Origin of the sequence: Oceanobacillus luteolus (genome assembly GCF_042678205.1) — a bacterium.
Taxonomy (GTDB): Bacteria; Bacillota; Bacilli; order Bacillales; family Amphibacillaceae; genus Oceanobacillus; species Oceanobacillus luteolus.
In genome coordinates, this window is sequence record NZ_JBHUDE010000005.1 from 1 (window position 1) to 13,851 (window position 13,851).

The window sequence follows — 13,851 nt, forward strand, 5'->3', positions numbered from 1 at the left end:
TTTCCTACCTCCATGTGTTGTTTTCTTGGTCGAAAATATTTTAACATGGGTCTGGAAGATGACCTATTTTTTTATACCTTTTTACACAATTATAAGGACGTTATCACGAATGCAAATAAATATCCTCCGTTCGTGTAGTTATAGGGCTTCTAAGAACACGAATGCAAATAAATATCCTCCTTTCGTGCAGTTATAGGGCTTCTAAGAACACGAATGCAAAAAAACATCCTCTTTTCGTGCAGTTACAAGGCATCTAGGAACACGAATGCAAAGAAATTTCCCCCGTTCGTACATTTACAAGGCATCTAGGAACACTAATACAACTGAAATTTTCTTGTTTATGCTTTTATAAGGAGTTTAGGAATAAGAATGCACATTATTGTCCCCGCCACAAATGAATCAAATCCTGATTTTGCCCTCTTGCAAAGACATCTGTACGGTTCGGCCCCCAAGAGACGGCAGCTGGGGCAGAATTCAAGTTGCCTCCAAGGTCTTCCCATTCACTCCAGCGAGTGCCGTTCCACTCTCTTCGGAAAAGTCTATTTCCTCTGCCTCGAGCAAAGACCTCTAACCGATTTGCCCTTCTGGAAGATACAGCTGGTGCGCTCGTAAACGTTCCTCCGAGGTTTTTCCAATTACTCCATGTGTTTCCGTTCCACCACTTGTGAATCAAATTATTATTTTGTCCTCTTGCGAACACATCGATGCGGTTCGGTCCCCAGGAAACAGCTGCCGGTTCTGAATTCAAGTTACCGCCGAGGTCTTCCCACTCTTCCCAACGGGATCCATTCCAAGATCGTCTATAAAGCCGGTTCCCCGTACCTCTCACAAAAACATCGAGCTGATTTGCTCGGCGTGAAGAAGCAGCTGGCCCGCTTGTCAATGTGCCGCCAAGACTTTCCCAATCATTCCATCTGCTGCCATCCCACCATTTATGATAAAGTGCGTTGTCTGTTCCACGAACAAATACATCAATTCGGTTCGGTCCCCAAGAAACTGCACCAGGCGAGGATGTTAGAACGCCACCAAGGCTTTCCCAGTTACTCCATCTGCTGCCATCCCACCAAATATGATAGAGCGCATTGTCAGTACCGCGAGCGAAGACGTCTAGTCGGTTATTTTGCCAAGATGCTGCTGCAGGTGCTGATGTCAGCGCACCACCTAAACTTTCCCAGCCTGACCACCCGCCGCCAGGACCAGGGCTAGGCTGACCAGGTCGTATGAGATCCAATACAATTTGAATGACTTGCGTTAATATACGGTCCATGACATTCCTTGGTATATTAAGTTGGGTAAACAACAAGGTGAACCAAGGGACTTGTCTTTGGAACTGCTGATAAATTTGATTGGCACTTTGGTTTGTATTTGCTTGATTCAGTGTATAATTAACGATAAAGAAAAAGGCGTAATCGGCAATTTGTCTGTTCATGCCGGCCTGCTCAAGTTGTGTATATAGATTACCATGCTCGGAACGAAGCCGTTGCATGATTTGTTGAGCATTCATTTGTTGCCGCATATCCATATATGGGTTTCCATATGGATAAACGGGCATTGGTGCTGGTGCTAAATAATATGGGTAGTAATACATATTGATACCTCCGCTTTTTCATTAGCATATGCAAGGAAAATTGGAAGTGACAATCGTCTATATTTAACATAAAGGAGTGTTCTTGTGACGATCATCGATAAGTTGAAATTAAGTAAATATGAAAATATGGCTGTGTTACATGAGCCGTCCGATTATCATTTGTTTGATGAATTTAAGACAAAGCTCGAGGGAGAGCATGATGCAATTTTCATCTTTATTGAAATGCTCGACGAGATGAAGCAGCACATACTCCAGGTTATTAAGGAGAATTCAATACAGGAGAAAGGCTATCTATTTTTCGCCTACCCGAAAAAAGGGAAATAAACGATACGACACGTATATCCATCGTGATGAAATTTTCCCCGCTTTACAGGTGGGTGAGGACGGTTATGTGCTGGATAGTGAATTGAAGTTTTCCCGCATGGTTAGTATGGATGAGGTATTTACGGTAGTTGGGTTAAAAAGAGAAAAGAAATCTTCTAAGAAGTCTTCAGCTGCAAGTCATCGTGTTGGAGATTATGAGGAGAAGGTGAAGGATGTGGAGCAAATGTTAGCAGAACATCCGAATGAATTGCAATTCTTTAAAGAGCTGACACCAGGCTATCAACGTGGTTGGGCCCGCTACTTATTTTCGGCGAAGCAACAGAAAACTCGGGATAAGCGCCAGGCAGAAATGATTGATATATTATCTCAAGGATACAAATCAGTAGAGCTCTATCGGAAACATAAAAACTAATTAAAGTGGGTCCAATTTATCTGACCCACTTCAATTAGTTTCAAAGCAGAAGCATTGCAATGAGAATCCCCATCCCCGCCACCAGCAAAGAAAAGGAAAAGTTTTTCTTTGTCACATAGTAAGGCGATACGTGGATGCTCTGCACAGTAAGTGTTGTATTAATTCCATATGGAGATGACGGTGTGGTCGCCATTGCTGAAACGACGAGTACAATCCCAATACTTAGTGGATTGATAGTGCCGAATAAAGGATTCAGCACTTCGAGCAAAATTGCAATTGTTGCTATCGGGTGGACCCCAATCATTCCCATTGCAAAGTAAACCGCAGGAATGAATAGAAAGATTAATAGTGTATAGTCTGATATATGTCCTAGGATATTTTGCAAGAAAAGTGGAATGCTGGTCTGATTAAATCCTTGTGAGAATATCGCTAAAGACAAGAAGAGCACAGCAAAATTTTGCATGCCATTGTTATAGTTCTTCCAATTCTCCCATCCATATTTTAAAAACTTTACTGCACGGCGCATGAACAGGGACCAAATCAATGTAAAAGGAAAAATAACCATCGCTACTGTAAATATAAAATTCCACGTCGTATAATGGTTTGCTGTAATAATCACGGCAAAAAATGCCGATAAAACGAAGAATAGTTTCACTAGCGCCTGTACAAGTTCCTTTTTGTTTACCTGTTCAGCTGGTATATGAATTTCGGCGAACTTTCGCTTGCTATTAAACACCTCTATAATCGCCACTAAGAATGAACATAACAACAGCCAAGGTAAATAAGATAAGAAGCTTACTCCCGTCGCTTCGATTGTAATCCCAAACAGTATTTCCATTGGGCTCCAAAACGCCGCCAGGGCAAATGTCCGTAATGTCACTTGGATCAAATAATCATTTCTTACCGCTTCATCGATGCCTTTTAATTTTTCGATGAGAATCTGCTGTACGATATATATGGCAGATACATTAATAAAAACGGTTAAGCTATAAGTTGTCGCCAACGATTTTCCATACATGCCGGAAAGCTTGCCATCCTTCGTGTTATTCATGTTTTTCAATGCCCGGTCGTACTCTCCAATACTGAACGCACTTGCCATCCATGGCAGCAAACTTAAGAAAATAAGCATCGGGATGTTATTCATAAATTGCTGTGGAATCTCATAAAAAGGTACCCCTCCACTTAGATTCATCAGCACCCCGCTCAGTGCAAAAAGCAAACTCATGATTTTAAACAATTTACTTGCAAGCCGCCAAGAGAGGATGAAAATAATCAGCGTACTCCAACTGATGATGAATTCAATGGCGGATGATTGTATATAAACGTTGATAATATAAAGTAAAAACAATGCACCATAGATTAGATAAAAAGGTATAATCTTCACTTGGGCTACCCCCTGTTCACCAACGCTTCAAAAACAAATTCCGGGAAAATAGAAACTTTAGATTCTATTAATATTTCAAAAATTTATATTAACTCTACCATAATAAGGCAATCAGGACCAGACTCTTAATCTATCAGGGAATAAAATTTGGATTACTTTCCTGAGCGGGAGGATTTCTTTTAGTTTGGGGGAAGATATCGGGGGGTTACTTTCCTGAAGAGGAAGTCTTCTCGCAGTATTAGGAAGATATCATGGTTTTATTTTCCTGAATAGGAGATCTTCACGTAGTTTCGGGAAGATACCCCTGCTTTACTTTCCTGAACAGGATGCCTTCACACTGTTTCGGGAAAATATCCCTGCCCTACTTTCCTAAAAGGAAACCCATCTCGTAGATTCCGGAAGATAACATGATCCTATTTTCCCGAATTAGAATGCTTCTCATAGAATCCGGAAAATAATCGCCAATATTAATCCGTTTTCATACGTAAGCACTATAAATTGTTACAATCATTCAAACAAATTAAATTATTGTCTGGAAAGCTTGATTTAATGATTTGTTTAAAGATGAGGAGTTATTGTATACTTAAAATACAGATATTTAATAAAGATGAGATGTGGATTGCGTTCTAGATTTATTAAATGGCCGATAGATATAAGTTTAAGAAAGAAAATCAGGAACAAAAGGTTTCGAATCCTGATTGATCAACTAAACGAGGTGAATGGAATGGTTAAACTTCAAGAGAAAAACGAACAACTAGGTAAGATTTTACGAGATATGGGTCGAGTGATGGTTGCATTTTCCGGTGGTGTGGATAGTGCAGTTGTCTTGAAACGTGCTCAAGAGGAATTAGGAGATGACGTACTTGCAGTTGTAGTAAACTCAGAGCTTTTCCGTGATTCGGAATTCGAAGCAGCTGTAAAGCTTGCTAAAGATTTAGGAGTACGTGTCCATACGACAGAAATCAAAGAACTTGAGCAACCTGAAATTGTGGCAAACAATCCAGACAGCTGGTATTTCAGTAAAAAATTACTTTACACACATCTTAATAAATTAGCAGAAGAAATGGATTACCCATACGTGTTAGACGGCATGATTAAAGATGACGAAGAGGATTTCCGTCCTGGTTTGAAAGCGAGAACAGAAGAAGGCATCCGCAGTGTATTACAGGAAGCAAACTTCTATAAGACTGATGTTCGCGCATTGGCGAAAGAATTAGATCTTCCAGTTTGGGATAAAGTTGCATCTTGCAGCCTGGCATCCCGTATTCCTTATGGAACAGAGTTGAGTGCAGACCTAATCGACCAAGTGAACAAGGCGGAACTATACTTACAATCTCTTGGCTTTGAAAAAGTGCGTGTCCGCTACCATGATAACGTGGCTCGTATTGAAGTCGCACCAGAGAAAATTACAGAAGTACTCTTCAAACGCGAAGAAATTGGTAAACAACTGAAAGTATTCGGATTTGACTACGTATCCGTTGACCTTGCAGGTTACCGTACAGGAAGCATGAACGAAGTGATTGAGCAGGAAGAGAAAAAAGCCTACGCTTAAGAGCTAAGCAGTTTTCAGTCGTAAAGATTGGAAACTGCTTTTTTAACGGTTAAAATGATTCTATACTGATTTTTTGTCTCGAAAGGAGCAACAAGAATGAAAACCCTCTATTTTGATTGTTTTTCCGGACTTAGCGGGGATATGACCATCGGTGCGTTAATCGATGCAGGCGGTGATTTCTCCCAGTTGGAAACGGAAATGAAGAAGTTACATATAGAAGATGAATATGAGTTAAAGGTAACGAGCGTTAATAAAAATGGGATAACAGCAACAAAATTTGATGTATTGTTGAAGAATGATGTGCATCATCACCATGATCACACACATGAACATATGGAGCATACACATTCCCATGATGAGCACAACCATACACATGATTATCATCATGGACATACCCATTCACACGTTCATGACCATGAACACGACCATGGGCATCACCACCATCACCACGGACACCATCATCACCGTTCCTATCGTGACATCGCGGAAATGATCCGTTCATCTGAGCTGACAGAACAAGTGAAAGAAACTTCACTTAAAATATTCAAGAAAATTGGCGAGGCAGAAGGAAAAATCCATGGAATGCCACTTGATGAGGTGCATTTCCATGAAGTAGGTGCGGTCGACTCCATCATTGATATTGTCGGGACAGCTATTTTACTGGAACAGCTGGGAGTGGAAAAAATTAAATCATCCGCAGTTCCTACAGGCTCTGGTCATATTCATATCGATCATGGTGTATACCCAGTTCCTGCACCGGCAACATTGGAGATTTTAAGAGGAGTCCCACTTTCGAAAAGTGATTTGAAAGGTGAGCTGACCACACCAACTGGAGCAGCTTTTATTGCGGTATTGGCAGAGGAGTTTACCACATTCCCTTCGATGAAAGTACAATCCATTGGGTATGGTGCAGGTACGAAAAGCTTTCCGAAGCATCCGAACGTGTTAAGGGTTGTAATTGGTGAAGAGTAACGACGGAAGGCAGATGACGATATGGAGAATATTTTAAGACAGGTGCAAGAAGGTAAGCTGACGATTGATGAAGCGATGAAAGTTTTAAAGCCTTATGAGGATTTAGGTTTTGCCAAGGTGGATCATCACCGTAAAAAACGTCAGGGTTTTCCTGAATTTATTTTTGGGGAAGGAAAAACGCCTGAGCAGATTATGGCGATTTTCGAAGCGATGCAAAAGCGCGGCGATGATGTTGTAGTAACACGGGTAGATAAAGAGAAGGCAGCTGAAATTCTCGTGAAGCATCCGGAGGTTACTTATCATGAGACAGCAAGGATCCTTTCTTGGAAAGCGGTTGATTCACAGGAAAAACGAACAGGATACATTGCCATCCTTTGTGCAGGGACGTCGGATTTACCAGTGGCTGAGGAGGCGGCTGTCATTGCTGAACTGCTCGGTAGTAATGTCAGACGTTTTTATGATGTTGGAGTAGCTGGAATCCATCGGCTCTTAGACCATGCGGAGGAAATCCAAGGTGCAACGGTTTCAGTCGTCGTCGCGGGTATGGAAGGGGCACTGGCAAGTGTCGTTGGTGGACTCGTTTCCCATCCGGTCATCGCAGTTCCAACGAGTGTCGGCTACGGCGCCAGCTTTAATGGGGTTTCCGCACTACTTACCATGTTGAACTCATGTGCAAGTGGTGTGAGTGTCGTCAATATCGATAATGGCTTTGGTGGCGGCTATCAGGCTGTTCTCATTGATCGACTAGCGGGTAAAGGGAGCGATTGATATGGAAAACAAGCATCCTCCAAATGAGGAGCATATTGATAGAGAGATGTTTAAAATGGAAGTCAATCTCGATGATACATCAGGTGAGTGGCTCGGCTATGTCATGGACCGTCTATTTGAAGCCGGAGCGAATGACGTGATTTACTCACCGATTTATATGAAGAAAAATCGGCCTGGAGTCCTTTTGCAGCTTTTATGTTCCGCGGATAAATTGGAGGACATGAAAGAGATTCTATTAGCAGAGACAACGACGTTGGGCATTCGCTATTACCCGATTACTGTTCACAGAATGGAAAGAAGATTCATCAAGGTAGAAACAGAATGGGGTCCAATCACTGTCAAACAGGGTGTAAAGGATGGACAAGTTTTCCAAAGCTCACCTGAATATGAAGAGTGCAGAAAGATTGCCGAGGAACATGGAATACCATTAAAACAAGTTTATGCTGCGGTGTGGAAACAATTATAGAATTTTAAAATAATGAGCTGTGTGTATCGAATCAAATTCGTACGCTCAGCTCTTTTTATTTATTCTATGACATTCATTCGTTTTTGAAATTAATAGGTTGATAACTTTACGTATGGACTATCTATTGCATCTTCTAGTAGAGAGGAGGCTAAAAAATGGTGAATCCATTTGAAGGTTATCGGGTCACGAGTCCTTATGGATGGAGACGATTAAGTGGCGTCAGAGAATTCCATTCAGGTATTGACCTTGTCAAAGCCCATAAGGCTCCGATTTACTCGTTTACCGCCGGTACGGTCATATATGCCGGATTAGGTAAGTCTGGTACTGGTTTAGGTAATTTAGGAAATGTTGTAGTAATAAGAGATAAGAACGGCAGAGGGCAGTTATATGCCCATCTAGATCGTGTCGCCGTAAAGGCCGGTACGAATATTAAAATGGGCCAGTTCATTGGTTATCAAGGAGCAACAGGGCGAGTTACCGGCTCTCATTTGCATTACGAAGTCCGGAAGAAAACTGCGCCATCCTATGGCTGGGAGTCTGATGAAGAAAACAGCACGCTGGAACCAACGGCATATCTTCGGAATTTCGATTCAGGGACAGCTTCTGCTCCTAACAAGAAGTATATCGTGAAAGCAGGGGATACGCTCAGCAAAATCGCTCAGCAGTTTAATACGACCGTAAAAATCATTCAAGCGGCAAACAATATTAGTAATCCGAATTTTATTCGGGTGGGCCAGGTTTTAACGATTCCGAATGCAGCTAATCCTGTCTACTACACAGTTAAATCTGGAAACATTTTATCTGGAATTGCTAGAAAATGTAACACAACGGTAGCAGAATTGGTGAGGCTAAATAATATTACAAACGTAAATGTAATTCAAATCGGTCAAAAGCTGCGTGTTAAATAATTTTTTGAAAGCTAGTGGAATAAAGATGGCGTAAGCAGTTGCTTGCGTCATTTTATTTATCGGAAATGTTTTCAGTCTTCAGTCTTTTGTGGGATACTATAGTAAAAAAAGTTAGGAGAAAGTCGACATGCGGTATATAGCTTACATATTAGCATTACTCGGCGGAATTTTACTGAGCATCCAAGGGGCGGTATATGGACAGCTTGGACAGGTCATTGGCCAGTTGGAGACGAACTTTTATAACTTTTTCGTTGCTTCTATTCTGCTTGGTTTGCTTTGGCTGTTTTTTGGCAAAGGGAATATGTCCAAGATCACAAAAGTACCAAAGTGGACATTAGTTGGCGGGGCTTTTGGCGTCGTATATTTATCAGCGTTAATTATCAGTGTCCCATATATTGGTGTAGGACTCGCCATGTTGGCGTTAATACTCGGTCAATTGATTACAAGTATGGTTATTGAACACTTTGGTTGGCTTGGGAGCAGACGGGCAAAGCTAAATAAAGAAAAAATCTTTGCCATTATTTCCATGCTTATTGCACTAGTTTTAATCTATTAGGGGGAGAGACGATGGCTACATTCGCAATTCTATTTACCGTCATTGGTGGCATTATGCTCAATAGTCAAGCGGCGGTGAATGGTACTCTTGGCAGAAATATAGGAGTAATTGAAGCTTCTTTTATTTCCTTCTTTACCGGCACAGGATTTCTAGCCATTCTTGTCCTTTTCTTCGGTCAAGGTGACCTGTTGGCAATATTTGACGCTCCGAAATGGCAGTTGAGTGCCGTGTTTTGTGGTACGTTATATGTTCTTTTCAGTGTATTTGCTGTTCCTAAAATTGGAGTGGCCGCAACGAGCATCCTCGTCATTAGCGGACAACTATTCATGGGCCTCATTATTGATCATTTCGGCATGTTTAACGGAGCTGTGATACCTATTGACTCCAATCGTAGGCTGGCTATTTTCTTTATGGCGCTTGCACTTTTTTTCGTTTACAAAGGGAATAAAAGAGGCATTCAGGAATAACCTAAATGCCTCGGTCTCTATTCTTCCACATCCATTAAATATACTTTATCCGCAAAAGCTCCATTTTCCTCAGCTTTTTGTTTACGCAGCTGTTCTAGTTTTTCAAATGATTCGCCATGTACTTCAGTAAGTGCATAAATTACTTCCAGAATATCTGCGAGTTCTCCCAGTGATTCCTCATCATTTGCTGCTTCTTGATATTCGCTGAGTTCTTCCATCAACTTTTTTCGCAGTTCCAAAATATAACGGTCATGGTTCAGCGTCTCCACATTATACTTTTTCCCAGCCTCATCAAGTATCTCTGGAATACGGTCACGAACAAGCTTATTGTAGGTTGTCATCAGAACACTCCTTTTTTGTTACTTGTTATTATGCTGAGGATAAGTCCTAAAAATATTCCCTGAATTTTGGTAGGGAAAACATGAAGTTAATTAATTTGATGTAAAACGATGATAGAGTGGCCCTCTTGTCATGAAGACTTTCTATTTTGGTTGAAAACTGACAACAGAAGCTGTCTCTTGTCATGAATGACTTTTGATTTGGTGTAAAACTGACAATAGAGGGTGTCTCCTGTCATGAATGACTTTTGATTTGGTGTAAAACTGACAATAGAGTGGTCCTCTTGTCCTGAATCACCCTTGTTTCGGTTGAAAGCTAACAATAGAGGGTCTCTCATGTCATGAAGCCCTTCTGTCTTGATGAAAATCTTACAATAGCGGTTCCCTCAAGTCATGAAAGCCTTCCATTTCAGAAACAATCTTACAATAGAAGATCGCTTTTCATCTAAATCAACGATAATGCTTCTTCCCCACAGTGAAAGCTTCCACCGCTTCTCTGTCTATTTCATAACCAATCCCGACAGTTTGGGGTACTTCAATCATCCCGTCCACTGCCACGACTTCCGGAGTTATAATATCTCTTTCCCAATATCGATTTGAACCTGACGTATCACCTGGCAAGGTAAAATTCGGCAATGAGGTCAGCGCAATGTTATGGGCCCGTCCAATTCCTGATTCAAGCATGCCGCCACACCAAACTGGGAGCCCTTTTTCCGCGCAGTAATCATGGATTCTCCTAGCTTCGGTTAGGCCGCCAACCCGGCCGATTTTCACATTAATCACCTTTGTGCTTCCAAGCTCGACCGCTTTTCTCGCATCTTCTAAAGAACATATACTTTCATCAAGGCATATTGGGGTTTTCAGTTCTTTTTGTAGGACGCCATGGTCAACGATATCATCTGCAGCCAAAGGTTGTTCAATCATCATGAGATCAAACTCATCGAGTTGCTTTAATAACTCGATATCATTCAAGGTGTAGGCTGAATTCGCATCAGCCATAATTGCAACATCCGGAAATTCATCCCGTAAAGCACGGATGACATCTACATCCCAGCCTGGCTTGATTTTCACCTTCATCCGTTTATAGCCTTCCTTCACGTAGCTATCTACCAGCGCGATGAGCTCTTCGATTGTTGACTGAATCCCGATACTGACGCCGACTTCGATCCGTTTCTGTTTTCCGCCTAAAGCTTGGGCGAGCGACTGATTAGTCTGCTGAGCATAGATATCCCATACCGCTCCTTCAATTGCTGCTTTCGCCATGTTGTTTTTACGGATTGAGGCAAATATTTCACTTACCTCGTCAGGATGGTTGATTTCTTTGTTTAAAATAAGTGGAATCAAAAAATCCTCGAGCATATGCCAGTTCGTTTTCATCGTTTCTTCCGTATACCATGGGGAGTAAAAAGCGACGGATTCCCCCCAGCCGATGAGGCCGTCGTCACTTTTCGCTTCAAGTAATAAAAAGTCCCTGTTCTTCAATGTTCCGAAGCTGGTCGAAAAGGGTGACTTCAATTCCATTTGTAAGTGACGGATGGTGATTTCTGTAAGTTTCATGACTCTTCTCCTTCCTGTTCTTTGGAAAGTTTGGATTTAGCTCCAAGTTGGTCCATAATCTTCTTTTTGATCGTCAGGTAGTTTTTAATCTCAAAGTTTAAATAGAATAAATTTGCCCGAACTTCAAATTCATCCCTTGATTTCGGTAACTCCATTTCACGGATCGATTGCTCATAAGCCTCAAGCAAATCCAGGGAGTAGTCAATGTTCATCGAGCGGACATTTTTGCTGATGTACAAAAATAAATCCGCGATCATCCCTTTTTGTTTTACATGTACTTCGGAGCTGGCGACAATACCAACAATCGTTACCATTCGTTTAACAATTTCAAGTTGTTCAGAGCGCATGTTGAAGTAGTAGTAATCCTTATTTTTTTCACGATATAAATGGTTTTCGATATCTTGAATGACGATGGATTTGGCTTGATTGATTAAACCCTGAGCTTCCTTGATTTCCTTGCCGTCCCAGTTCCGGTCTTTATCTTGTAAAAATGCGTGAAACTCATGAAAAATCTTCGTAAACTTCTCTTCCACTTTGTATTTATGTTGATTTATATCTTCTTTAAAGCTTGGCATGACACTATTCGTAAGTATCGCTATTCCCATACCAATAGCAATGATTAATAGCTCATCAAGGAAGATTTCCACACTCACTTCCCCGATTGAATAAATATGGAGAAGCACAACCATACTCGTGACAAAGCCATTTTGAATCTTGGCCTTTACCAAAATCGGCATGAAAAAGAGAATGAATAGAGCGAAGACAACCGGATGATAGCCAGCTAATTCAAATACAATCGCACCTAGCACCAACGATAAAAGCGATGCGAAAAGCTTATCTTTAATCGTATGGAGGGTCCGTTTTTTCGTTGTTTCAATACACATGATGACGATAATTGCAGCAAAAGTGGCAAATTCCAAATTGAATAAACTTGCTAGCCACATGGCAATTCCTGCACCAACGGCAGTTTTAATTGTTCGATATCCCATACCGACCATCTGAAACACCTTCCTCTGTATACAACCATTATAAACTATAGAGACTCACTTGTTATGCTATACTAAAGTTATTAGACAATAAAGACAATCAATGAAATGGGGAGATCATCTTGAGTAAAGCCATACCTGAAGTGACATTAAACGATGGACTGACGGTACCTGTAATCGGTCTTGGTACCTATAAGCTGAAAGGGGCAGCTGGGGTTCGGTCGATTACAAGTGCGATTGACCACGGCTATCGTTTGCTCGACAGTGCGTATAATTATGAAAATGAAGGAACCGTGGGCGAAGCTATCAGAAGAAGTTCGGTCCGCCGTGAGGAATTGCTGATTGCGTCAAAGTTACCTGGTCGATACCATACATATGACCTGGCGGTTGAGGCGATCCAAGAATCATTATATCGGGCGAATTTAGATTATTATGATCTATACTTAATCCACTGGCCAAATCCAAAACAGGATGTCTATGTGGAAGCTTGGCAGGCACTGATTGATGCAAAAAAATGGGGCTTGGTCCGTTCTATTGGAGTAAGTAACTTCCTTCCAGAACATATCGAACGCCTAGAAAGAGAAACTGGTGTGAAGCCAAGTGTGAATCAAATTGAATTACATCCATTTTTCAATCAAGAAGAGCAGCGGAAGTGGCATCAGGAAAACAATGTACAGACTCAGTCTTGGAGCCCACTTGCACGGGTGAAGAATGTGTTGGACAATGACATTTTAACTCCAATCGCAGCACGTCACAATAAATCGGTATCACAAGTCATTTTACGTTGGCATTATCAACTAGGATCGATTTCCATTCCAAGATCCACATCTTCCGAACGTCAGCTTGAGAACATTTCCATTTTTGATTTTTCATTAACGGATGATGAAATGAATAAAATTGCCACCTTGTCCCACATAGATGGAAGACAAAAAAATCAAGACCCTGCAGAATATGAGGAATTTTAATGTGTCGTAAAAAAGTTCACTAGCAACATTTTAATAGGCTACGACCTTTAGGAAGGAAGACAGCTATGAAAGAGCTGTATATTAAACAGAAAGTATTAAGTATGAGAGGCCGATTTACGGTAAAAGATGCGGATGAACGAGATGTGTATTTTGTCGAGGGCAGCTTCCTTAAGGTCCCGAAAGTTTTTACCGTATCCGATACTGGGGGCTCGGAAGTTGCGCAGATCACGAAACATTTCTTAACATGGTTGCCGAAATTCACGGTTTCCATCGATGGGCAGGAAGTCATCACGATCAAAAAGGAATTCACTTTCTTTAAATCGAAATTTACAATTGATGCGCTTGGCTTAGAGGTAGAAGGTGACTGGTGGGACATGGACTTTGGAATCTACCAGCACGGTGAGTTGATCGGTGAAGTGAGTAAAAAATGGTTTTCCTGGGGAGACAGCTACCAGGTGAAAGTGATGGACGAATCAGTGGAAAAGCTAATCATCGCCCTTGTCATTGCCATAGATTGCGTGAAAGCAGATCAGTCGTCCGCAGCATCCTCCGCAAGCTTTGGAGATTAGAAAATGGGACAGAGGAGAATCAATTTCCCCTCAGTCCCA

At 41.4% G+C, this 13,851-nt stretch carries 14 protein-coding genes and 1 pseudogene; 10 read left to right on the plus strand and 5 right to left on the minus strand.

Features of this window, described 5'->3' with window-relative positions:
• Positions 1–376: 376 nt before the first annotated feature.
• Positions 377–1,588, minus strand: coding sequence for a PLL family lectin (locus ACFSBH_RS00525; RefSeq protein WP_379595537.1), 1,212 nt, complete (start codon positions 1,586–1,588; stop codon positions 377–379).
• A gap of 84 nt (positions 1,589–1,672) precedes the next feature.
• Between ACFSBH_RS00525 and ACFSBH_RS00530 the strand changes: the two are divergent.
• Positions 1,673–2,324 (plus strand): annotated as a pseudogene (locus tag ACFSBH_RS00530) (YdeI/OmpD-associated family protein).
• A 40-nt stretch (positions 2,325–2,364) separates the two neighbouring features.
• Here the strand turns inward: ACFSBH_RS00530 and ACFSBH_RS00535 are convergent.
• A complete protein-coding gene (locus ACFSBH_RS00535; RefSeq protein WP_379595539.1) occupies positions 2,365–3,708 on the minus strand; it encodes a hypothetical protein in 1,344 nt (447 codons plus the stop codon).
• A gap of 724 nt (positions 3,709–4,432) precedes the next feature.
• Between ACFSBH_RS00535 and larE the strand changes: the two genes are divergently transcribed.
• From larE to ACFSBH_RS00570, 7 genes are all read left to right on the plus strand, one after another.
• Positions 4,433–5,260 carry an ATP-dependent sacrificial sulfur transferase LarE gene (gene larE / locus ACFSBH_RS00540; RefSeq protein ID WP_251517577.1) on the plus strand — a complete coding sequence of 276 codons (828 nt, stop codon included), beginning with the start codon at positions 4,433–4,435 and terminating at the stop codon, positions 5,258–5,260.
• A 96-nt stretch (positions 5,261–5,356) separates the two neighbouring features.
• Positions 5,357–6,232 (plus strand): nickel pincer cofactor biosynthesis protein LarC, encoded by an 876-nt coding sequence (gene larC, locus ACFSBH_RS00545; protein WP_251517576.1) that lies wholly within the window; start codon positions 5,357–5,359, stop codon positions 6,230–6,232.
• Positions 6,233–6,253: 21 nt separating this feature from the next.
• Positions 6,254–7,000 carry a nickel pincer cofactor biosynthesis protein LarB gene (larB, locus tag ACFSBH_RS00550; RefSeq protein ID WP_379595541.1) on the plus strand — a complete coding sequence of 249 codons (747 nt, stop codon included), beginning with the start codon at positions 6,254–6,256 and terminating at the stop codon, positions 6,998–7,000.
• Between the two features lies 1 nt (position 7,001).
• Positions 7,002–7,466 carry a nickel pincer cofactor biosynthesis protein LarC2 gene (gene larC2, locus ACFSBH_RS00555; RefSeq protein ID WP_379595543.1) on the plus strand — a complete coding sequence of 155 codons (465 nt, stop codon included), beginning with the start codon at positions 7,002–7,004 and terminating at the stop codon, positions 7,464–7,466.
• Between the two features lie 155 nt (positions 7,467–7,621).
• Positions 7,622–8,374: a LysM peptidoglycan-binding domain-containing protein gene (locus tag ACFSBH_RS00560; RefSeq protein WP_379595545.1), complete on the plus strand. Its 753-nt coding sequence runs from the start codon at positions 7,622–7,624 to the stop codon at positions 8,372–8,374.
• Between the two features lie 127 nt (positions 8,375–8,501).
• Positions 8,502–8,930 carry a DMT family transporter gene (locus tag ACFSBH_RS00565; protein ID WP_251517571.1) on the plus strand — a complete coding sequence of 143 codons (429 nt, stop codon included), beginning with the start codon at positions 8,502–8,504 and terminating at the stop codon, positions 8,928–8,930.
• A gap of 11 nt (positions 8,931–8,941) precedes the next feature.
• Entirely contained in the window at positions 8,942–9,397 is a 456-nt protein-coding gene (locus ACFSBH_RS00570; protein ID WP_251514011.1) for a DMT family transporter, read from the plus strand.
• A 17-nt stretch (positions 9,398–9,414) separates the two neighbouring features.
• Here the strand turns inward: ACFSBH_RS00570 and ACFSBH_RS00575 are convergent, their stop codons facing one another.
• The 3 genes from ACFSBH_RS00575 to ACFSBH_RS00585 all read right to left on the minus strand — a co-directional run bounded on the left by ACFSBH_RS00575 (position 9,415) and on the right by ACFSBH_RS00585 (position 12,290).
• Complete coding sequence (locus ACFSBH_RS00575) at positions 9,415–9,738, minus strand: pyrophosphohydrolase domain-containing protein (protein ID WP_379595548.1); 324 nt, start codon at positions 9,736–9,738, stop codon at positions 9,415–9,417.
• 447 nt (positions 9,739–10,185) lie between these two features.
• Positions 10,186–11,292: an o-succinylbenzoate synthase gene (gene menC, locus ACFSBH_RS00580; protein ID WP_379595550.1), complete on the minus strand. Its 1,107-nt coding sequence runs from the start codon at positions 11,290–11,292 to the stop codon at positions 10,186–10,188.
• Entirely contained in the window at positions 11,289–12,290 is a 1,002-nt protein-coding gene (locus ACFSBH_RS00585; protein ID WP_379595552.1) for an aromatic acid exporter family protein, read from the minus strand. Before ACFSBH_RS00585 ends, menC begins: the two co-directional genes overlap by 4 nt.
• 110 nt (positions 12,291–12,400) lie before the next feature.
• Here ACFSBH_RS00585 and ACFSBH_RS00590 point away from each other — a divergent pair, with 110 nt between their 5' ends.
• A complete protein-coding gene (locus tag ACFSBH_RS00590; protein ID WP_379595554.1) occupies positions 12,401–13,243 on the plus strand; it encodes an aldo/keto reductase in 843 nt (280 codons plus the stop codon).
• Positions 13,244–13,308: 65 nt separating this feature from the next.
• Positions 13,309–13,812, plus strand: coding sequence for an LURP-one-related/scramblase family protein (locus ACFSBH_RS00595; RefSeq protein WP_251514016.1), 504 nt, complete (start codon positions 13,309–13,311; stop codon positions 13,810–13,812).
• Positions 13,813–13,851 lie beyond the last annotated feature (39 nt).

Bases quoted from the DNA above. Each gene is read 5' to 3' on its own strand.
- ACFSBH_RS00595 (WP_251514016.1), top strand. From the start codon at position 13,309: ATGAAAGAGCTGTATATTAAACAGAAAGTATTAAGTATGAGAGGCCGA.
- ACFSBH_RS00525 (WP_379595537.1), bottom strand. From the start codon at position 1,588: ATGTATTACTACCCATATTATTTAGCACCAGCACCAATGCCCGTTTAT.
- larB (WP_379595541.1), top strand. From the start codon at position 6,254: ATGGAGAATATTTTAAGACAGGTGCAAGAAGGTAAGCTGACGATTGAT.
- ACFSBH_RS00565 (WP_251517571.1), top strand. From the start codon at position 8,502: ATGCGGTATATAGCTTACATATTAGCATTACTCGGCGGAATTTTACTG.
- larC (WP_251517576.1), top strand. From the start codon at position 5,357: ATGAAAACCCTCTATTTTGATTGTTTTTCCGGACTTAGCGGGGATATG.
- ACFSBH_RS00585 (WP_379595552.1), bottom strand. From the start codon at position 12,290: ATGGTCGGTATGGGATATCGAACAATTAAAACTGCCGTTGGTGCAGGA.
- ACFSBH_RS00575 (WP_379595548.1), bottom strand. From the start codon at position 9,738: ATGACAACCTACAATAAGCTTGTTCGTGACCGTATTCCAGAGATACTT.
- larC2 (WP_379595543.1), top strand. From the start codon at position 7,002: ATGGAAAACAAGCATCCTCCAAATGAGGAGCATATTGATAGAGAGATG.
- ACFSBH_RS00560 (WP_379595545.1), top strand. From the start codon at position 7,622: ATGGTGAATCCATTTGAAGGTTATCGGGTCACGAGTCCTTATGGATGG.
- larE (WP_251517577.1), top strand. From the start codon at position 4,433: ATGGTTAAACTTCAAGAGAAAAACGAACAACTAGGTAAGATTTTACGA.
- menC (WP_379595550.1), bottom strand. From the start codon at position 11,292: ATGAAACTTACAGAAATCACCATCCGTCACTTACAAATGGAATTGAAG.
- ACFSBH_RS00570 (WP_251514011.1), top strand. From the start codon at position 8,942: ATGGCTACATTCGCAATTCTATTTACCGTCATTGGTGGCATTATGCTC.